1 protein-coding gene (only partly in view) is annotated in these 22792 nt (G+C 70.9%); it reads left to right on the top strand.

Annotation, left to right across the window (positions count from 1 at the left end; translation table 11 throughout):
- Positions 1-22792: part of a non-ribosomal peptide synthase/polyketide synthase coding region (locus tag ACWEKR_RS25985; protein WP_452356683.1), annotated on the top strand (this coding region is incomplete at its 3' end). The annotated region continues 12514 nt past the right edge of the window; the window shows 22792 of its 35306 annotated nt.

The following is a 22792-nucleotide window of genomic DNA, read 5'->3' on the forward strand; positions in this document are numbered from 1 at the left end:
TTGGACCGGCTGGATTTCGGCGGAAACGGCGAAACTGGTGGCGAACGGGCACACGCTGGTGCTGGGGCAGAACCCGGCCTGTCCGGCGCGTTCCCGCTGTCTCCCGCTCAGCTGGGCATCTGGTACGCGCAGCACGTCGACCCGCAGGTGCCGGTCACCATCGCGCAATACGTCGACCTGCACGGTGAGCTGGATGTCGATGTGCTCGAGCGCGCCAGCATCGATGCCTCGCACGAGCTCGGTTCCGGCTTCCTCCGGATCATCGAGCGCGACGGCGAGCCGTTGCAGTACGTCGACCACGCCATCGCCGATTACGACAAGGTCGTCTACGTCGATCTGCGCGGCGAGGCCGATCCGGCCGCCGCTGCGATGGCATGGATGCGCGCCGAGTACAGCCGCCCGTTCGACCTGCTGAACGACCGGTTGATCATGATCGCGGCGCTGCAACTGGCCGACGATCATTGGTACTGGTACTCCCGCGCCCACCACATCGCGCTCGACGGCTTCGGCGCGATGACCAACCTCAACCGCATCGCCGAGCTCTACACCGCGTATGTCGCCGGCACCGAACCCGCCGCGTCCAAGGCGACCGATCTGTACACGCTGTACGAGCAGGAGATCGCCTATCGGGAGAGCTCCCGTTTCACCTCCGACAAGGAGTACTGGGCGCAGCGCGTGGAGGGGCTGGAAGAGGGCACCAGCCTGACCGGTCGTTCCGCGCCGCCCGCCGCGATCAACGGCATCGTGAGCGCGGCGCTGTCGGACGAGCAGAACGGCCTGCTGGAGGCCGCGGTCGCGCGGCACGATTCCTCGCCCGCCGGCCTGCTGCTGGCCGGTTTCGCCGCGTACCTGGCGCAGTGGAACGGCGTCGAGGACGTCATCCTCAGCCTGCCGGTGACCGCGCGCACCACCGCCGCGATGCGCCGTTCGGGCGGTGTGTCGTCGAACATCGTGCCGCTGCGGCTGCACGTCGGCCACGACACGACGGTGTCGGAGCTGCTCAAGCAGGTGCAGGTCGAGGTCTCCGGCGCGCTGCGTCACCAGCGTTACCGGCATGAGGACATCCGCCGCGACGCGGCCGGTGACGGCGTGGTGACCACGGAGTTCTTCGGGCCGTGGGTCAACATCATGCTGTTCCACGACGAGCTGGTGATGGGACCGATGGTCGGCCAGCTCAGCGTGCTGTCCACCGGCAGCATCGAGGACCTGGGCGTCAACTTCTACCAGTCGGTCGCAGGCACCCGCTCGCACATCGACTTCGAGACCAACCCGAACCTCTACACCGAGGACGAGGCGCGCCGCCACCACGGCCGCTTCCTGGAGTTCTTCGATCGTTTCCTCGCCGCCGAGGTGGACGAAACGGTGTGGGGGCTTCCGGTCGCCACCTCCGGCGAGCGCGAGCGGACGCTGCTGGAGTGGAACGACTCCGAGCAGGAGGTTCCGGAGACCACACTCGCGGCGCTGCTGGACGCGCAGATGCCGTTGACCCCGGACAACATCGCGCTCGACTTCGAGGGCGCGACGCTGACGTATCGGGAGTTCGACGCGCGGGTCAATCGGCTGGCCCGTTTCCTGATCGCCGACGGCGTGGGCCCGGAGTCGCTGGTCGCGCTGGGCATGCGCCGCTCGCTGGAGCTGGTGATCGGCATGCACGCCGTGCTGAAGGCCGGTGGCGCGTACGTGCCGATCGACCCGGATCATCCGGCCGAGCGCACCGCCTACATCCTCGACAGCGCCGCGCCGGTGTGCGTGCTGACGCACTCGGCCGACGAACTGGAGCTGCCGGAATCGGTGCGCCGGGTGGAGATCGACACCCTGGACACCTCGGCGTATTCGGCGGATCCGGTCACCGACGCCGACCGCCTCGCGCCGCTGCGCCCGGACAACACCGCCTACGTCATCTACACCTCGGGTTCCACCGGCCGCCCCAAGGGCGTGGCGGTCACCCATCACGCGATCGTCAACCAGCAGCTGTGGATGCTCGACGAGTACCGGCTGACCGCGGCGGATGTGTATCTGCAGAAGACCGCGACCACGTTCGACGTGTCGCTGTGGGGCTACTTCCTGCCGCTGCTGGTGGGTGCGAAGCTGGTCATCGCCTCGCCGGACGGGCATCGCGATCCGCTGTACGTGGCGGAGATGATCTCCCGGCACGGCGTCACCGTGACCGACTTCGTCCCGTCCATGCTCACGGTGTTCGTCGCGCACGCCACGCGCGCCCAATGCGCCACGCTGCGCGCGGTGTTCGTGATCGGCGAGGCGTTGCCGCCGGAGACCGCCGCCGGCTTCCGCGCGATCACCGACGCGGGACTGCACAACCTGTACGGCCCGACCGAGGCCGCGGTCTCGGTGACCTATTGGGAAGCGACCGCCGCCGACACGGTGACCGTGCCGATCGGCATCCCGGAGTGGAACGTCCAGGTCTACGTGCTGGATTCGCGGCTGCGTCCGGCCGCGATCGGCGCGCCGGGCGAGCTGTACCTGGGCGGGCGTCAGCTCGCGCGCGGCTACCGCGGCCGTCCCGACCTGACGTCGGATCGCTTCGTCGCCAACCCGTTGTCCAGCACGGGTGAGCGGATGTACCGCACCGGCGACCTGGTGCGCTGGAACGAAGCGGGCACGCTGGAATACATCGGCCGCACCGACTTCCAGGTGAAGTTCCGCGGTCAGCGCATCGAGCTCGGGGAGATCGAGACCGATCTGCTCGCGCATCCCGCGGTCAGCCAGGCCGTGGTGCTGGTGGTGGACACCGCGACCGGCCAGCAGCTGGTGGCCTACGTCGTCCCGGCTCCCGGCCACACCGTGGAGCCGGTGGAGCTGACCAGGTTCGCCGCCGAGCAGCTGCCCAGCTACATGGTGCCCGCGTCGATCATGGTGCTGGACGCCTTCCCGCTGAACACCAGCGGCAAGTTGGACCGCAAGGCGCTGCCGGAGCCGGTGTTCAGCGCCGACGCGGGTGATTTCCGCGCGCCGCGCACCCAGGCCGAGCAGATCGTGGCGGGCATCTTCGCCGACGTGCTCAGCCAGGAGCGCATCGGCATCGACGACAACTTCTTCGACCTGGGCGGTAACTCGCTGGTCGCCACCCAGGTGGTGGCGCGCATCGGCGCCGCGTTCGGCACCCAGATCGGGGTGCGCGCGCTGTTCGAGACCCCGACCGTCGCCGGTATCGCGGCGCGCGCCGAGAACGCCGCGCCGGTGGGCGAATCGCGTCCGCCGCTGGTGGCCCAGCAGCTGCCGGAGCGGGTGCCGCTGTCGCTGGCGCAGCAGCGCATGTGGTTCATCAACCAGTTCGACCCCACCGTGCCGACCTACAACCTGCCGTTCGTGGTGCGGTTGCGCGGCCAGGTGGACCTGGACGCGTTGCAGTCGGCGCTGCTGGACGTGGTCGAGCGGCAGCAGTCGCTGCGCACGATCTTCCCCGAGTCCGGCGACGGCGGCTACCAGCAGGTGCTTGCGGTCGACCAGGTCGAGCTCGGCATCGAGGTGCAGCCGATCGACGAGGCCGAATTGCACGGCGCGCTGGCCGAATTCGCCGCGCGCGGCTTCGACGTCTCGCATGAGTTGCCGATCCGGGTGCGGGTCTTCGCGGTCACCGGCGGCCGCGGCAACGGCGTCGCCGACTACGCGGTGGCGTTCGTCGTGCACCACATCGCGGCCGACGGCTTCTCCTTCGGCCCGCTGGCGCGCGACGTGGCCGCCGCCTACCTGTCCCGCACCGCGGGCGAGGCGCCGAGCTGGGCGCCGCTGCCGGTGCAGTACCAGGACTTCAGCGTCTGGCAGCGCGAGCTGCTGGGCGCGGAATCCGATCCCGCGTCGATGGCGGCGCGTGAGATCGCCTACTGGCGTAGGGCGCTGGCGGGCCTGCCCGACCAGCTGGACCTGCCCGCGGACCGTCCGCGTCCGCCGGTGCAGAGCTTCCACGGCAGCCGGGTGAGCTTCGACATCGACGCCGAGCTGCACCGCGAGCTCGTCGCACTTGCCCGTGCGCAGGGCGTGAGCCTGTTCATGGTCATGCACGCCTCGCTGGCCGTGCTGCTGGCCCGGTTGTCCGGCACCAACGACATCGCGATCGGCACCCCGGTCGCCGGGCGCGGTGAGCAGGCGCTCGACGACCTGATCGGCATGTTCGTCAACACCCTGGTGCTGCGGTCGGAGGTGGACGGCAGCGAGCCGTTCGCCGAATTCCTCGGCCGCACCAGGGAAACCGACCTCGCGGCGTTCGCGTTCGCCGACGTGCCGTTCGAGCGGCTGGTCGAGGTACTCAACCCGACCCGTTCGCAGGCGCGCCACCCGCTGTTCCAGGTGATGCTGTCGTTCCAGGAGATGTCGCACGCGACCCTGGAACTGCCGGGGCTCTCGGTCACCGCCGACGAGCTCGAGGTCGACATCGCCAAGTTCGACCTGCAGTGGACGGTCACCGAGGAACGCGGCGCGAACGGCGAGCCCGCGGGCATGGGCGCGGTCATCTCCTTCGCCACCGACCTGTTCGACGCGCCGACCGTCGCCGAGTTCGGCCGCCGCTACCTGCGCGTGCTGGAAGCCGCCGTCGCCGCGCCGGAAAAGGCAGTGCGCGACATCGAGATCCTCGACGAGGCCGAGCGCGACCGGGTGCTCGCCGAGTGGAACCACACCGGTCACGACGTGCCTGCGGCCACCGTGCTGGAGTTGTTCGAGCAGCAGGTGCGGGGCAGGCCGGACGATCCGGCGGTCGTGTTCGACGGCGGCTCGCGCGGCCTGCAGGATTTCGGCGCGCCGGTCGAGCTGACCTACGCCGAGTTCGCCGCGCGGGTGAATCGACTGGCGCGCAAGCTGATCGAGACGGGCGTCGGCCCCGAGACGCTGGTCGCGGTCGGCATCCGCCGGTCGGTGGACATGCTGGTGGCGATCTACGCCACGCTCACCGCGGGCGGCGGCTACGTGCCCATCGACCCCGACCACCCCGCCGAGCGCACCGAATACGTGCTCGACAGCTCCGCGCCGGTGTGCGTGCTCACCACCACGGCCGACGACGTCGCCGCCGCGGGCATCCCGGTGCTGACGCTGGACACCCTGGACCTGAGCGGATTCGGTGACGAGCCGGTCACCGACGCCGAGCGCCGCGCACCGCTGCGTGCCGCCAACACCGCCTACGTGCTCTACACCTCCGGCTCGACCGGCCGCCCCAAGGGCGTCGCGGTCAGCCATGCGTCGGTGGTCAACCAGATCGCCTGGATCACCGCCGAATACCGGATCGGCCCGGGCGATGTGATCCTGCAGAAGACGCCGGTCACCTTCGACGTGTCGGTGTGGGAGCTGTTCGGCACGCTGGCCGTCGGCGCCCGCATGCTGATCGCCGCGCCCGACGGCCACCGCGATCCGATCTACCTGTCGGAGATCATCGGGCGGCACCGGGTCACCATGACCTCGTTCGTGCCGTCCATGCTGTCGGTGTTCGCCGGGTCCGCGGACACCGCCGAATGCGCCTCGCTGCGTGCGGTTCTCGTCGCCGGTGAGGCGCTGCCGCCCGCGACCGTCACCGCGTTCCGGCAGTTCTCCACGGCCGCGGTGCACAACCTGTACGGCCCGACCGAGTTCACCGTGCACGCCACGGCTTGGCACGTCAACGGGGTCGCCCCCACGTCGGTGCCGATCGGCCGTCCGGTGTGGAACGCGCAGACCTATGTGCTGGACGAGGGCCTCGCGCCTGTTCCGGTCGGCGTCCCCGGCGAGCTGTACCTCGGCGGCGTGCAGACCGCCCGCGGCTACCACGGCCGCCCCGACCTGTCCGCCGAGCGGTTCGTCGCCGACCCGTTCGGCCCGCCCGGCTCCCGCCTGTACCGCACCGGCGACCTGGTGCGCTGGGTGCATCCGCGCGATCCCGAAGTGGGCGGCGCGGGCGTGCTGGAGTACATCGGCCGCACCGACTTCCAGGTGAAGTTCCGCGGTCAGCGCATCGAGCTCGGCGAGATCGAGACCGCCCTGCTCGACCACCCGGCCGTCACCCAGGCCGTGGTGCTGGTGATGGACACCGTCGCGGGTGATCAGCTGGTCGCCTACGTGGTGACCGGAGCGGGCCCGGTCGACCTGGACAGCATCAAGAACGCGCTGCATCGCACGCTGCCCGCGTACATGGTGCCCTCGGCGATCGTGGTGCTGGAAGCGTTCCCGCTCAACGCCTCCGGGAAGCTGGACCGCAAGGCGCTGCCGGCGCCGGTGTTCGAGGTGCGCGAATTCCGTGCGCCGACCACGCCGATCGAGGAGATCGTCGCGCAGATCTTCGGCGAGGTGCTCGGCATCTCCCGCGTCGGCGTGGACGACGACTTCTTCGAGTTGGGCGGCAACTCGCTGATCGCCACCCAGGTGGCCTCCCGCCTCGGCATCGCGCTGGACACCAGGGTGCCGGTGCGCATGCTGTTCGAAGCGTCCACGGTGGCGGCGCTGGCCGCGCGGGTGGAGTCGCACGCCGGGGACGGCGCGCGCAAGGCGCTGGTGGCCCGGAATCGTCCGGAGCAGGTACCGCTGTCGCTGGCACAGCAGCGCATGTGGTTCCTCAACCGGTTCGACACCTCCTCGGCGGTGAACAACATCCCGGTCGCCATCCGGTTGTCCGGTGATCTGGACATCGCCGCTTTGCAGGTCGCGGTCATCGACGTGATCGATCGGCACGAGTCGCTGCGGACGGTGTTCCCGGAGACCAAGACCGGCCCGGTGCAAGTGGTGCTGGACGCCGCGCAGATCGTGCCGGACCTGACCCCGGTGCCGGTGACCGAGCACAACCTGATCGATCACCTGGTCGAGCTGGCCTCGATGGCATTCGACGTGACCAGCGAAGTGCCGCTGCACGCGCGGCTGTTCGAGATCAGCGAGACCGAGTACGTGCTCGGCATGGTGGTGCACCACATCTCCGCCGACGGCTGGTCGATGGGACCGCTGGCCCGCGACGTCATGGTGGCCTATGCGGCGCGCACGTCGTGGGAGGCGCCGGCGTGGTCGGCGCTGCCGGTGCAGTACGCCGACTACGCGCTGTGGCAGCGCGAGGTGCTCGGTTCCGAGGACGACCCGAGTTCGCTGATCGCCAACCAGATCCGTTACTGGACGCGCGAACTGGCCGATCTGCCCGACGAATTGACGCTGCCCTCGGACCGGCCGCGCCCGGCGGTCGCCTCCTACCGCGGCGGCACCTACCCGTTCGTGATCTCCGGCGAGACCCAGCGCGCCCTGATCGAGCTGGGCCGCAGGCACAACGCCTCGCTGTTCATGGTGCTGCACAGCGCGCTGGCGGTGCTACTGGCCCGCGCCAGCGGCACCAGCGACATCGCCATCGGCACCCCGGTCGCAGGTCGCGGTGAGGCCGCGCTGGACGATCTGATCGGCATGTTCGTCAACACCCTGGTGCTGCGCACCGAGGTGGACGGCGCGATGACCTTCGCCGATCTGCTCGCCCGCGCGCGCGAGACCGACCTGCACGCGTTCGCGCACGCCGACGTGCCGTTCGAGCGGTTGGTCGAGGTGCTCAACCCGGCGCGTTCGCAGGCGCGCCACCCGCTGTTCCAGGTGATGCTGACCTTCCAGAACACCCGGCAGGCGAGCCTGGAGCTGCCCGGTCTGTCGGTCAACGGCATCGACTACGACGCACGGCTGGCCAAGTTCGACCTGCAGCTGACCCTGTCGGAGACGCAGGACGAGCAGGGTGAATCGGCGGGCATGTCGGCCGAGTTCTCCTACGCTCTCGATCTTTTCGACGAGCCGACCGTCGCGGCGTTCGCCCGCCGCCTCGACCGCATCCTCGCGGCCGTGACCGTCGACCCGGACGTCCCGATCGGCGACATCGAGTTGCTCGCGTCCGAGGAACGCGCGCGGGTGCTGATCGACTGGAACGACACCACGCACCCGGTGGACCAGGTCGCGACGCTGGTGTCGCTGTTCGACGCGCAGGCGGCGGCCACGCCCGACGCGATCGCGCTCGACTTCGACGACGAACGGCTGACCTACCGCCAGTTGCAGGAGCGGGCCAACCGCATCGCCCGCCAGCTCATCGGCGCGGGCGTCGGCCCGGAATCGCTGGTGGCCCTGGCGCTGCGGCGTTCCACCGAGTTGGTCGTCGCGATGTACGCGGTGGTGCAGACGGGCGCGGCCTACGTGCCGCTGGACCCGGACCAGCCCGCCGAGCGGATCAACTACATCATCGAGACCGCTCGGCCGCGGATGATCCTGTACCGGTCGGCCGACGGCTTCGGCCTGGACCCGCAGCCGGAAGTGACCGCGCTGTCGGTGGAGGGTATCGAGGGCGTGCCCGGTTTCGCCGCGACCAGCGGCGCGCCGATCAGCGACGACGAGCGCACGCGCCCGCTGCGGCCGGAGAACACCGCCTACGTGATCTTCACCTCCGGTTCCACCGGTCGCCCGAAGGGTGTGGCGGTCAGCCATGCCGCGATCGTCAACCGGCTGCTGTGGATGCAGCACGCGTACCCGATCGGCTCCCAGGACGCAGTGCTGCAGAAGACCCCCGCCACGTTCGACGTGTCGGTGTGGGAGTTCTTCTGGCCGCTGCAGACCGGCGCCAGGCTGGTCGTCGCGAAGCCGGACGGGCACCGCGACCCGGTGTACCTGTCCCGGATCATCGCCGAGAAGGAAATCACCACGGCGCACTTCGTGCCGTCCATGCTCTCGGTGTTCGTCTCCACGCTGGGCAACGAGAACGGCGACGGCCTGCCCGCGCCGCGGCTGCGGCAGGTCTTCGCCTCCGGTGAGGCGCTGCCCGCGCAGACGGCGCAGCGTTTGCGCGAGCTGACCGGCGCGCGTCTGCACAACCTGTACGGCCCGACCGAGGCCGCCGTCGACGTGACGTATCACGAGGCGACCGACGCCGACACGGTGTCGGTGCCGATCGGACGTCCGGTGTGGAACACCCGCGTCTTCGTGCTCGACAGCCGCCTGCACCCGGTCGCGCCGGGTGTCGCGGGTGAGCTGTATCTCGCGGGCGAGCAACTGGCGCTCGGCTACCTGGGCCGTTCGGATCTCACCGCCGACCGGTTCGTGGCCAACCCCTACGGCGCGCCGGGCGACCGGATGTACCGCACCGGTGACCTGGTGGCCTGGACCCCCGCCGGCGAGCTGGACTACCTGGGTCGCACCGACTTCCAGGTGAAGTTGCGCGGTCTGCGCATCGAGCTGGGCGAGATCGAGTCGGCGCTGCTGGCACAGCCCGGGATCGCGCAGGCGGTGGTCGTGCTGCGCGCCGACGCGCACGCCGGCGACCAGTTGGTGGGCTACCTGGTCTGCGAACCGTATGTGGCCGTCGACATCGACGAGGTGAAGACCGCGCTGTCGGCGGCGCTGCCGGGGTACATGGTCCCGGCCGCGCTGGTCGTGCTGGACGCGTTCCCGGTGAACGCCTCCGGCAAGCTGGATCGTAAAGCGCTGCCCGCCCCGGTGTTCGAGGCCAGGGTCTTCCGCGCCCCCTCGACGCCGATCGAGGAGATCGTCGCGGAGATCTTCGCCGACCTGCTCGGCGTGCCGCGCGTCGGCGTGGACGACGACTTCTTCGAACTCGGCGGCAACTCGCTGGTGGCCACCCAGGTGGTCGCCCGCCTCAGCGCGGCGCTGAACACCGAGGTCGGCGTGCGCGCGCTGTTCGAGGCACCGACCGTGGCCGCGCTGGCCGCGCGGGTCGAGTCGCACGCGGGCAGCGGTGCGCGCCAAGCGCTCACGGCACAGGTGCGTCCCGAGCATCCGCCGCTGTCGCTGGCGCAGCAGCGCATGTGGTTCCTCAACCGTTTCGACGCCGATTCCGCCGCGAACAACATCCCGGCCGCGGTGCGGCTGGAGGGCGCGCTGGATCTGGACGCGCTGCGCGGCGCGATCGCCGACGTGGTCGCGCGGCACGAATCGCTGCGCACCATCTACCCGTCCCGCGACGGGGTCGCCTACCAGCGGGTGCTGAACGCCACCAGGGCCATTCCGGATCTGGACGTGGTCGAGGTGGCCGAGGGGCAACTGCTCGGCGTCCTCTACGAATTCGTCGAACGCGGCTTCGACGTGACCACCCGGCCGCCGGTGCGGCTGCGCGCCTACCGGCTCGGTCACGACGATTACGTGCTGGTCGTCGTGGTGCACCACATCGCCGCAGACGGCTTCTCCATGCGCCCGCTGGTGCGCGACCTGATGACCGCCTACGTGGCGCGGACCTCCGCGGCCCAGCCGGGCTGGCCGCCGCTGGCCGTGCAGTACGTGGACTTCGCGCTGTGGCAGCGCGACACGCTCGGCTCCGAGGACGACCCGACCTCGCTCATCTCCGAGCAGCTGGACTACTGGCGCGAGACGCTGGCCGGGCTGCCCGACGAGCTGCGCCTACCTGGTCGCCCGCGGCCCGCCATCGCCTCCTACGGCGCGGGCACCCACCGGTTCCGGGTGCCGGGCGAGCTGATCGAGGACCTGAACCGGGTCGCGCAGACGCACGGCAGCACGCTGTTCATGGTGGTGCACAGCGCGTTCGCCGCCCTGCTGGCGCGGTTGAGCGGCTCCGACGACATCGCCATCGGCATCCCGGTGGCCGGACGCGGTGAGCAGGCGCTCGACGACCTGGTCGGCATGTTCGTCAACACCCTGGTGCTGCGCGCCGAAGTGGACCCCGGCGACTCGTTCGCCGATCTGCTCGCCCGGGTCCGCGAGCGCGACCTGCAGGCGTTCGCGCACGCCGACGTGCCGTTCGAGCGGCTGGTCGAGGTGCTCAACCCGGCCCGGTCCCAGGCACGCCACCCGCTGTTCCAAGTGATGCTGTCGTTCCAGAACCTCGGCCGCACCGCGCTGGAGCTGCCCGGTCTCACCGTCTCCGAGCTGGGCATCGACCAGCCGACGGCGAAGTTCGACCTGCAGCTCACGCTCAGCGAGGTCCCCGGCGGCGAGGCGGCGATGGACGCCGAACTCGTCTACGCCACCGACCTGTTCGACGGCGTGTTCGCCGGGACGTTCGCCGAGCGCTTCGTGCGCGTGCTGCGCGGTGTCGCCGCCGAACCGTCGGTCACCGTCGGTGACATCGAGCTGCTGGACGACGCCGAGCGGTCCTTGGTGATCGAGCGGTGGAACGCCACCGAGTTCGCGGTCGACGCCGCGCTCACCTCGCCGGTCGGCGACGCCGCGGCGACCCTGGTCTCGCTGTTCGAGGCCCAGGTCGCGCGTACCCCGGACAGCCCGGCGGTCACGTTCGAGGGGACAAGTCTGTCCTACGCCGAGTTCGCCCGCCGGGTCCACCAGCTGGCGCGCTGGCTCAAGGTCAACGGCGTCGGCCCGGAATCGTATGTGGCACTGGGTATGCGCCGCTCGATCGACCTCGTGGTCGGCATGTACGCGGTGAACGCCGCGGGCGGCGCGTACGTGCCGCTGGACCCGGACCATCCGGCCGAGCGCATCGACTACATCCTCGAGACCGCGCGCCCGGTGTGCGTGCTGACCTCCGGTTCCGACCTGGAGACCACGGTTTCCCGACAGGTGCGCATCGATGAACTCGACCTGTCGGAGTTCTCCGACGAGCCGCTGACCGACGCCGATCGGCACAAGCCGCTGCGTCCGGCCAACACCGCGTACGTGATCTTCACCTCCGGTTCGACCGGCCGCCCCAAGGGCGTGGCGGTCTCGCACGCGGCGATCGTCAACCGTCTGGTGTGGATGCACGCCGAATACGGTTTGGCGGCCTACGACGTGGTGTTGCAGAAGACGCCCGCCACGTTCGACGTGTCGGTGTGGGAGTTCTTCTGGCCGTTGCAGGTCGGCGCCCGCCTGGTGGTCGCGAAGCCGGACGGGCATCGCGATCCCGCGTACCTGGCGCGCTTGATCGTCGACGAGCAGGTCACCACGGCGCACTTCGTGCCGTCGATGCTGTCGGTGTTCGTCGCCGAGGAGCGCGCGGCCGAGTGCACCAGCCTGCGCAACGTCTTCGCCTCCGGTGAGGCACTGCCCGCGGTGACCGCACAGAAGTTGCGCGAGCTGACCGGTGCGCGGCTGCACAACCTCTACGGTCCGACCGAGGCCGCGGTCGACGTCACCTTCCACGAGGTGACCGAGGCCGACACGGTGTCGGTGCCGATCGGCGCTCCGGTGTTCAACACCCAGGTGTACGTGCTGGATTCGAGACTGCGGCCGGTTCCGGTCGGCGTGCCCGGCGAGCTGTACCTCGCGGGCGCGCAGTTGGCGCACGGTTACGTGGGTCGCCCCGATCTGACCACCGAGCGCTTCGTGGCCAACCCGTTCGGCGACGCCGAGCGCATGTACCGCACCGGCGATTTGGTGGCCTGGACCGAAGACGGCGAGCTGGAGTACCTGGGCCGCACCGACTTCCAGGTGAAGGTGCGCGGTCTGCGCATCGAGCTGGGCGAGATCGAGGCGGCGCTCACGGCGCTGGACTCGGTGGCGCAGGCGGTGGTCGTGGTGCGCACCGATGAGCGCACCGGTGACCAGCTGGTCGCGTACCTGGTGACGGACCCGGACCGGGTGGTGGACGTCGACTCGGTCAAGGCCGAGCTCGGCGCGCGCCTGCCGGGGTACATGGTGCCCACGGCCTATGTGGTGCTCGACGAGTTCCCGCTGAACGCTTCCGGCAAGCTGGATCGCAAGGCGCTGCCGGAACCGGTGTTCGAGGCCGCGGTGTTCCGCGCGCCCGCCACGCCGGTGCAGGAGATCGTGGCCGAGACCTTCGCCGAGGTGCTCGGCGTGGATCGGGTCGGTCTGGACGACGACTTCTTCGCCCTCGGCGGCAACTCGCTGGTCGCCACCCAAGTGGCGGCGCGGCTGGGCGAGGCGCTGAACACGCAGGTCCCGGTGCGGGTGCTGTTCGAGGCGTCCACCGTTGTTGCGCTGGCGGCGAAGGTGGAATCGGCCGCCGGGCAAGGCGGCCGGACGCCGCTGGTCGCGCAGGAGCGCCCCGCGCTGGTGCCGCTGTCGCTCGCCCAGCAGCGGATGTGGTTCCTCAACCGGTTCGACAACCGCACGGCGGTGAACAACATCCCGGTGGCGCTGCGGCTGACCGGTGCACTCGACGTCGCCGCGCTGAGTGCGGCCGTCAACGACGTGCTCGCACGGCACGAGGCGCTGCGCACGGTCTACCCCGAGGTGGAGGGCACCGGCTATCAGCGGGTCCTGCCGATGGGCGAGGTCGCTTTCGACCTGGTCGCCGAACCCGTCGCGGCGGAGGTACTGCCCGCGCGGATCGTGGAGCTGGCGAGCGCCGGTTTCGACGTGACCGCGGAGATCGGGTTCCGGGCGAACCTGCTGGCGTTGTCGGCGACCGATCACGTCGCGGTGCTGGTCATGCACCACATCAGCGCGGACGGTTTCTCGCTGCGGCCGCTGCTGCGCGACGTCGTGCTGGCCTACACCGAGCGCGCCCGCGGCGAGGCGCCGTCCTGGTCCCCGCTGGCGGTGCAGTACGCCGACTACGCGCTGTGGCAGCGTGCGGTGCTCGGCAGCGAAACCGATCCGGACTCCGTGGCGGCCCGGCAGATCGCCTACTGGACCGAGCAACTGCGCGATCTGCCCGATCAGATCGAGCTGCCCGCCGACCGGCCCCGGCCGGAGATCGCCGCCAACGCCGGTGGCACGCACGACTTCTCGGTGGACGCGCGGGTACACGAGGCGCTCGCCGAGCTGGCGCGCGCCCGCGGCGTGACGCTGTTCATGGTCGTGCACGCCGCGCTGGCGGTGTGGGCGGGCCGGTTGTCCGGCAGCACCGACGTCGCGATCGGCACGCCGATCGCGGGCCGCGGTGAACGCGCGCTCGACGACGTCGTCGGCATGTTCGTCAACACGCTGGTGCTGCGCAGCGAGGTCGATCCGGGCGCCGGGTTCGCCGAACTGCTCGAGCAGGTGCGCCGCACCGATCTGGCCGCGTTCGCCAACGCCGACGTGCCGTTCGAGCGTCTGGTGGACGTGCTCAGCCCGGTGCGCTCGCAGGCGCACCACCCGCTGTTCCAGGTCGCGCTGACCTTCGAGGCCGCCTCGGCGGCCGCGCTCGGCGCCGTCGCGCTGCCCGGCGGCCTCGAAGTCGCCGCCGTCGACTTCGACCCGGGCACCGCGAAATTCGACGTGCAGCTCACCGTGGGCGAGGCCGCCGACGGCGGGCTGACGCTGTCGTGGAACTACGCCACCGAGCTGTTCGACCCGGAGACGGTGGCCGCGTTCGCCGATCGGTTCGTGCGCATCCTGCGTGGTGTCGCCGAGGATCCGCAGGTCGCCATCGGCGACATCGATCTGCTCGGCGAGGGCGAGCGGCTGGACGTCTCGCAGCGCTGGGTGTCCTCCGGCGCCGAGAGCGTCGCCGGCTTGTTCGCCGATCCGGACATCACCCTGGTCGGGTTGTTCGACGCGGCCGTGGCCGCGCACCCGAACCGCGTCGCGGCCCGCTTCGGCGTGGAGACGCTGACCTACGCCGAACTGGACCGGCGCGCGAACGTGCTGGCGCGCAGGTTGATCAGCGACGGCGCGGGACCGGAGACGCTGGTCGCGGTGATCCTGCCGCGGTCGCTGGACCTCGTGGTCGCGTTGCTGGCCGTGGTGAAGACCGGCGCGGGATACGTGCCGGTCGATCCGACCTACCCGGCCGAGCGCATCGCGTACGTGCTCGCCGACTCCCGGCCCACCAGCGTGGTGCTCGACTCCACGGTGCAGGTCGAGGTGCCCGCGGGGCTGCCGTCGGTCGTGCTCGACGGGTTCGCGGTGGAGACCGGCAACGTCGAGGACGCCGACGACGCGCCGATCACCGACGCCGACCGCAACGCCGCGCTCACCCCGGACAACGTCGCGTACGTGATCTACACCTCCGGCTCGACCGGCCGCCCGAAGGGCGTCGCGGTCGCGCACCGGAACGTGGTGCGGCTGTTCGCGAACACCGACCGCGATTTCGGTTTCGGGCCCGAGGACGTGTGGACCTTGTTCCACAGCTACGCCTTCGACTTCTCGGTGTGGGAACTGTGGGGTCCGCTGCTGTTCGGCGGCACCCTCGTGGTGGTCGACTACTACACCTCGCGCTCACCCGAGCAGTTCCTGGAACTGCTGCGCGCCGAGCGCGTCACGGTGCTCAACCAGACCCCGTCGGCGTTCTACCAGCTGGCCGAGGCCGACCGGAACGCCGCGCCCGCCGCCGCGCCGCTGGCGCTGCGCTACGTGGTGTTCGGCGGTGAGGCGCTGGAGCTGCGCAGGCTCTCGGAGTGGGTGGCGCGCCACGGCGACGGCACCGGCGCGTCCGCCGGGCCGCTGCTGGTCAACATGTACGGCATCACCGAGACCACGGTGCACGTGTCCTACCGCGCGCTGGACGCCGGGACCATCGCCGCCGCCTCCGGCAGCGTGGTCGGCCGCGCCATCGCCGGGCTGCGGGTGTACGTGCTCGACAGCAGGCTGCGCCCGGTGCCGGTCGGCGTCGCGGGTGAGATGTATGTGGCCGGACCGCAATTGGCGCGCGGCTACCTCGGCCGCCCCGATCTGTCGGCGACCCGCTTCGTCGCCGACCCGCTGGGCGACGCGCCGGGCGGGCGGCTGTACCGCTCCGGCGACCTGGCGCGCTGGAACCGGTTCGGCGAGCTGGAATACCTCGGTCGCGCCGACGATCAGGTGAAGGTGCGCGGCTTCCGCATCGAGCTCGGCGAGATCGAGTCCGCGATTCTGGCGCAGCCGGGCATCGCGCAGGCCGCGGTCATCGTGCGCGAGGACCAGCCCGGCGATCAGCGGATCGTCGCGTACGTGGTGTCCGAGCCGGGCGCGGAGCCGGTGCTCGACGCGGTGCGCGACGGCGCGGCCGCGCAGCTGCCCGCCTACATGGTGCCCTCGGCCGTGGTGCGGCTGGAGTGGATCCCGCTGACGGTCAACGGGAAGCTGGACCGCCGCGCGCTGCCCGCGCCGACGGCGACCTCGCGCGCGTTCCGCGCGCCGGTCACCCCGGTGCAGGAGACCGTCGCGGCGGTGTTCGCCGACGTGCTCGGCCTGGAACGGGTCGGCGTGGACGACGACTTCTTCGACCTCGGCGGCAACTCGCTGATCGCGACCAGAGTGGTCGCCCGCATCGGCGCCGCGCTGGGCGCGACCGTCGCGGTGCGCACCCTGTTCGAGGCGTCCACCGTGGAAGCGCTCGCCGCGCGAGTCGAATCGCACGCCGACGGCGCCGCCCGCGCCCGGCTGGTCGCGCGCGAGCGCGCGGCAGGCGAGCTGGTGCCGCTGTCGTTCGCGCAGCAGCGCATGTGGTTCCTGAACAAGTACGACACCGCCTCGGCGGCCTACAACCTGCCGATCGCCATCAGGCTCACCGGCGCGCTGGACGTCGAGGCGCTGCGGCTGGCGGTAGCAGACGTGGTGCGCAGGCACGAATCGCTGCGCACCCGGTACCCGGAGCACGGCGGCACCCCGGTGCAGGTGATCGTGCCCGCCGAGGACATCGCCCTCGACCTGCACCCCGTTGCGGTCGACCCGGCGCGGCTGGTCGAGACGGTGACCGAGTTCGTCACCACCGGATTCGATGTGGCCGAACAGGTTCCGCTGCGCACCCGGCTGTACACGGCCGGGCCGGACGAGCACGTGCTCGTCGTGGTGGTGCACCACATCGCGGCCGACGGCTTCTCGATGGGCCCGTTGACCCGCGACGTGATGGCCGCCTACACCGCGCGCAGCGCCGGTAGCGCTCCCGGCTGGGCCCCGCTGGCGGTGCAATACGCCGACTTCGCGGTCTGGCAGCGGGAGATCCTGGGGTCCGAGGACGATCCCGACTCGCTGCTGGCGAAGCAGGTCGCCTACTGGCGGCGCGCGCTCGACGACATCCCCGACGAGCTCGCTCTGCCCACCGACCGCCCGCGCCCGGCCGTCGCCTCGCATCGCGGCGCGACGCTGCACCGCGAACTCCCCGGTGACCTGGTCGCCGCATTGGAGGACCTCGCGCGGCAGCGCGGTGCGTCGCTGTTCATGGTGATGCACAGCGCGCTGGCGGTGTTGCTGGCGCGGCTGTCCGGCAGCGACGACGTCGCGGTCGGCACCCCGGTCGCGGGCCGCGGTGAAGCCGCGCTCGACGACCTGGTCGGCATGTTCGTCAACACGTTGGTGCTGCGGACGGGCATCGAGCCGGGCGAGTCGTTCGCCGGGCTGCTCGACCGGGTGCGCCGCACCGACCTGGACGCCTACGGCAACGCCGACGTGCCGTTCGAGCGGCTGGTGGAACTGCTCGCGCCGGAGCGCTCGCAGGCCCGCAACCCGCTGTTCCAGGTGATGCTGGCGTTCCAGAACCTGGAGCGCACCACCCTGGAGCTGCCGGGCCTTTCGGTGTCCGCACTGGACCTGGAAGAGAACGTCGCCCGCTTCGACTTGCAGTTCACCCTCGCCGAGCGCGGTGAATCCGGTTCCGGCGCCATGGCTTTGGCGCTGACCTACGCCACCGAGCTGTTCGACGAGGCGACCGCCGCGGCCATCGTGGACCGCTGGGAACGCGTGCTCGCGGCCGTGGCGGCCGACGCCTCGGTCGCCGTCGGCGCGATCGACGTGCTCGACGCCGCCGAGCGGGCCGACCTGATCGCGCGCACCGGCGCGCCCGCCACACCCGCGCGGACGCTGCCGGACCTGATCGCCGAAGCCGCCGCCATCGACCCTGAGGCGCCCGCCGTGGTGTTCCAGGGCAGAAGTGTGTCCTACGGCGAGCTGGACGCACGGTCGAACCGCCTGGCCCGCTTGCTGATCGAGCGCGGCATCGGCACCGAGGATCTGGTGGCGGTCGCGGTGCCTCGGTCGGACGAGTCGTACTTCGCCGAGTGGGCGGTGTCCAAGTCCGGCGGCGCGTTCGTGCCGATCGACCCGACCTACCCCGCCGACCGCATCGCGCACATGGTCACCGACTCGGGCTCGCCGATCGGTCTGACCGTGGCGTCGGTGCGCGCCGAGCTGCCCGAGTCGGTCGAGTGGCTGGTGCTCGACGAACTGGATCTCGGCGGGTTCGACGACGCCGCGGTCACCGACGCCGACCGGGTGCGCCCGGTGCGGCCGGAGCACCCCGCGTACGTCATCTACACCTCCGGTTCCACCGGTGTGCCCAAGGGCGTCGTGGTCACCCACGCCGGTCTGGCCAACTTCCGGGACGAGCAGAACGCCCGCTACGACGTCGACTCCGACACGCGCGCATTGCATTTCGCTTCGCCCAGCTTCGACGCCTCGATCCTGGAATTCCTGCTGGCGATCGGCTGCGGCGGCGCCTTGGTGGTCTGCCCGCCCGGCGTGTACGGCGGCGAGGAACTGTCCGAGCTGATCCGCGCCGAGCGGGTCACGCACGCGTTCATCACCCCGTCGGTGCTCGCCTCGCTGGATTCGGCCGCGCTGGCCGGCATGCGGGTGATCGTGGCCGGTGGTGAAGCCGTGCCCGCCGATCTGGTCACCAAATGGGGTGGCGCACCGGACGGCTCGGGCCGCCGCTTCCACAACGGTTACGGCCCGACCGAGACCACGATCATGACCAACATCAGCGACGCGCTCGCGCCGGGCGACCGGGTCACCATCGGTGGCCCGACCCGCGGTATGCAGTCGCTGATCCTGGATGCCCAGCTCAGGCCCGTTCCGGTGGGTGTCGCAGGTGAGCTGTATCTGTCGGGCGTCCAGCTGGCGCGCGGTTACCACGCGCGCCCGGGTCTGTCGGCGGAGCGGTTCGTCGCCAACCCGTATGTGCCGGGTGCGCGGATGTACCGCACCGGTGACGTGGTCCGCTGGACCCGCACCGGCGAAGTGGAGTACGTCGGCCGCTCCGATTTCCAGGTGAAGGTGCGCGGCTTCCGCATCGAGCTCGGCGAGATCGACGCCGCGCTCGCCTCGCACGAAACCGTCGACTTCGCCGTCACCGTCGGCCACAAGAGCGCCGCGGGCGCGGTGTCACTCGTGTCGTACGTCGTTGCGGCCCAGGGCAATTCGATCGACGTGGCGGCGCTCACCGCGCACGTCGAGGACCGCCTGCCCGCCTACATGGTGCCCTCGTCGATCATGGTGATCGACCACGTGCCGCTCACCCCGGTGGGCAAACTGGACCGCAAGGCGCTGCCGGAGCCGGTGTTCGCGACCGAGGTCGTGTTCCGCGCGGCGCGCACCCCGGTCGAGCAGACCATCGCCGAGGTGTTCGCCGAGGTGCTGGGCGTGGAGCGGGTCGGCGTTGACGACTCCTTCTTCGCGCTCGGCGGCGACAGCATCGTCTCCATCCAGCTGGTGTCGCGGGCCAAGGCGCGCGGCGTGGTGTTCACCCCGAGGCACGTCTTCGAGCAGCGCACGGTGGCCGGTCTGGCGTCGGTCGCCGAGACCACCGAAGCCGCCGAGGCGTCGGCCACGACGCTGGCCGAGCCGCCGGGCGGCGGCGTCGGCGTCATGCCGTTGACGCCGGTGGTGCGGTTCATGGCCGAGCGGCGCGGCTCGTTCGGCCGGTTCAACCAGACGCTGGCGCTGGAACTGCCGGTCGGCATCGACCGGTCGGGAATCGTGGCGACGGTGAGCGCTGTCATCGATCGCCACGACATGCTGCGCGCGAGCCTGCGCCGCGACGGCGACGACTGGGTCGTCGAGACCGCCGCGCCCGGCACGGTCGAAGTGGACGCGCTGATCGACCGCACCGGATTCGACGCGGACGTCACCGACGCGGAGTTGGTCGAGATCGCCTCCGCCGCACTGGACGAGTCGCTGGACCGGCTGGATCCGGCCGCGGGCGTGGTCATCCGGTTCGTCTGGCTCGAGCCCGATTCCGCCGAGCGCGCCGGACGCCTGATCGTCGTCGCCCACCACCTGGTGGTGGACGGCGTCTCGTGGCGCATCCTGGTGCCGGACTTCGTGACGGCGTGGGGGCAGCGCACCGCCGGGCAGACGCCCGAGCTGGTCGCCCCGGCCACGTCGATGCGGGCCTGGGCGCACGCGCTGGAGCGCGAGGCCGCGAGCCCCGAGCGGGTGGCCGAACTGGACTACTGGCGTTCGGTGGTCGGCGCGGCCGATCCGCTGCTGACCGAGCGTCCGATGGATCCCGAGGTCGACATCTCGGGCGTCATCGAGAAGCATCAGGTCGAGGTGTCCGCCGAGGTCACCAAGGCCCTGCTCACCACGGTTCCGGCGCTGTTCCACGGCGGTGTGAACGACGGCCTGCTCACCGCGCTGGCGCTGGCCACCGCGAAGTGGCGGGCGCGGCGGGTGGCCGCCACCGGCGACGATTCGCTGCTGATCCGCCTGGAGGGTCACGGCCGCGAGGAAGACGTGGTGGCGGGTGCGGATCTGTCGCGCACCGTCGGCTGGTTCACCGCGATCTACCCGGTCCGCTTCGATCTGTCCGGCGTCGACGTCGACGCCGCGTTCACCGGCGGGCCCGCGCTCGGCGCGGCCGTCAAGGCGGTCAAGGAGCAGTTGCTCTCGGTGCCGGACAAGGGCATCGGCTACGGCCTGCTGCGCTACCTGAACGCCGAGACCGCCGCCGAGCTGCCGCGCGAACTGCCCGGCCAGGTGAGTTTCAACTACCTCGGGCGCGTCTCCGAGGGCGACGTGCCGGAATCGCTGCGCGGCTTCGGCTGGATCCCGGCGCCGGAACTCGGCGCGCTGGGCGGCGCCTACGACGCGGACATGCCCGCGATGGCCCCGCTGGACGTGAACGCGATCGTGGTCGGCGACAAGCTGACCGCGAACATCGGCTACCCGTCGACCCTGCTGTCGGCCGCCGACGTGCGCGAGTTCGGTGAGCTGTGGACCGCGGCGCTGGAAGCGGTCGCGCGCCATGCCAATTCGGCCGGCGCGGGCGGGCACACCCCGTCGGACTTCGCGCTGGTGCGCAGCACACAACGCGACATCGACGCCTGGGAGCGGCGTTACCCGGCGCTGGCCGATGTCTGGCCGCTGTCGGCGCTGCAGGCCGGTCTGCTGTTCCATGCCCGCCTCGCGGCGACCTCGGTGGACGTGTACACCGCGCAGGCGGTGCTCACGCTCACCGGCCGGGTGGACGCCGCCCGGTTGCGCGCGGCGGCACAGGCTCTGGTGGACCGCTACGAGAACCTGCGCACCGCGTTCGTCAGCGACCACGACGGCAACCCGGTGCAGATCGTGCTGGACAGCGTCCGGGTGGCGTGGGCCGAGCACGACCGGATCGAATCCGGTTCGGCCGAGGACCTGATCGAGGCCGACCGCATGCGCCGGTTCGACCTGGCCGCGCCGCCGCTGATCCGCTTCACGCTGATCCAGGTCGCGCCCGACCGCTGGCAGTTCGTGGTGGCCAACCACCACATCCTGCTCGACGGCTGGTCCATGCCGCTGCTCATGCGGGATCTGCTGGTGCTCTACGCCGCCCACGCGGATGCCTCGGCACTGCCCGCGGTGCGCTCCTACCGGCACTTCCTGGACTGGACCCGGCAGCAGGACCACGCGGCGTCGCTGGCGGCGTGGGCGCACGCGCTGCGCGGCGTCGGCGAGCCGACCCTGCTGGCGCGGCCGGACGCCGGTCGTGAGATCACCTCGCTGTCCGGCGAGTACTTCTTCGACTTGGACGAGGCGACCACCGCGCGGCTGACCGCGCTGGCCGCATCGCTCGGCGTCACCCCGAACACCGTGCTGCAGACGGCGTGGGGTCTCCTCGTCGGCCGGATGACCAGCCGCGACGACGTGCTGTTCGGCACCACCGTCTCCGGGCGTCCCGCGCAGCTTTCGGGCGTGGAATCGATGGTCGGCCTGTTCATCAACACCGTGCCGGTGCGGGTGCGTTTCGATCCGTCGGAGTCGGTGCGCGAGCTGCTGGTCCGCACCCAGGGCGAGCAGGCCGACCTGCTCGACCACCACTACGTGGGCCTGGCCGACATCCAGTCGGTCGCCGGCGTCGGCGGGCTGTTCGACACCCTGGTGGTGTTCGAGTCCTATCCGGTCGACGCCGCGGGCTTGCAGGCGCAGGCGGCGGACATCGACGGCATGGCCGTGGTCGGCCTGGACGCGGCCGACGCCACGCACTACCCGCTGACCCTGATCGCGCAACTGGATTCGCGGCTGCGGGTGCGCGCGGGCTACCTGCGCGACCTGTTCGACGAGCAGACGGTGCGCCGCATCGCCGACCGCTTGGTCCGGGTGCTCACCGCGATCACCGCCGAACCCGAGGCGGTGGTCGGTGACATCGCACTGCTGGATGCCGCCGAGCGCGAACTCGTGGTGTCCGGCTGGAACGACACCGCGCACCCCGTGGACACCGGCGCGACCCTGGTGTCGATGTTCTACGACCAGGTGGAACGCACTCCCGACGCGACCGCGATCACGTTCGAGGGGACGAGTCTGGCCTACGCCGAGTTCTCCTGGCGGGTGAACCAGCTGGCACGCTGGCTGATCGCGCGCGGCGTGGGCGCGGAATCGTATGTGGCGCTGGGCATGCGGCGCTCGATCGATCTGGTGGTCGGCATGTACGCCGTCGCCGTGGCCGGTGGTTCGTATGTGCCGCTGGATCCGGATCACCCGGCCGAGCGCACCGAATACATCCTCGCCACGGCCGATCCGGTGTGTGTGCTGACCTCCGGCAGCGATCTGGACATCGACACCGCGCAGGTGCGGATCGATCTGCTCGATCTGAAGGGCCTGTCCGAGGCGCCGCTCACCGACGCGGATCGTCGGGCGCCGTTGCGTCCGTCGAATACGGCGTATGTGATCTTCACGTCGGGTTCGACGGGTCGTCCGAAGGGTGTGGCGGTTTCGCACGCCGCGATCGTCAACCGGCTCGTCTGGATGCAGACTGCCTACCAGCTGACCGGCGCCGATGTGGTGTTGCAGAAGACCCCGGCCACCTTCGATGTGTCGGTGTGGGAGTTCTTCTGGC

The sequence above is a fragment of the Nocardia sp. NPDC004573 genome (assembly GCF_053602135.1).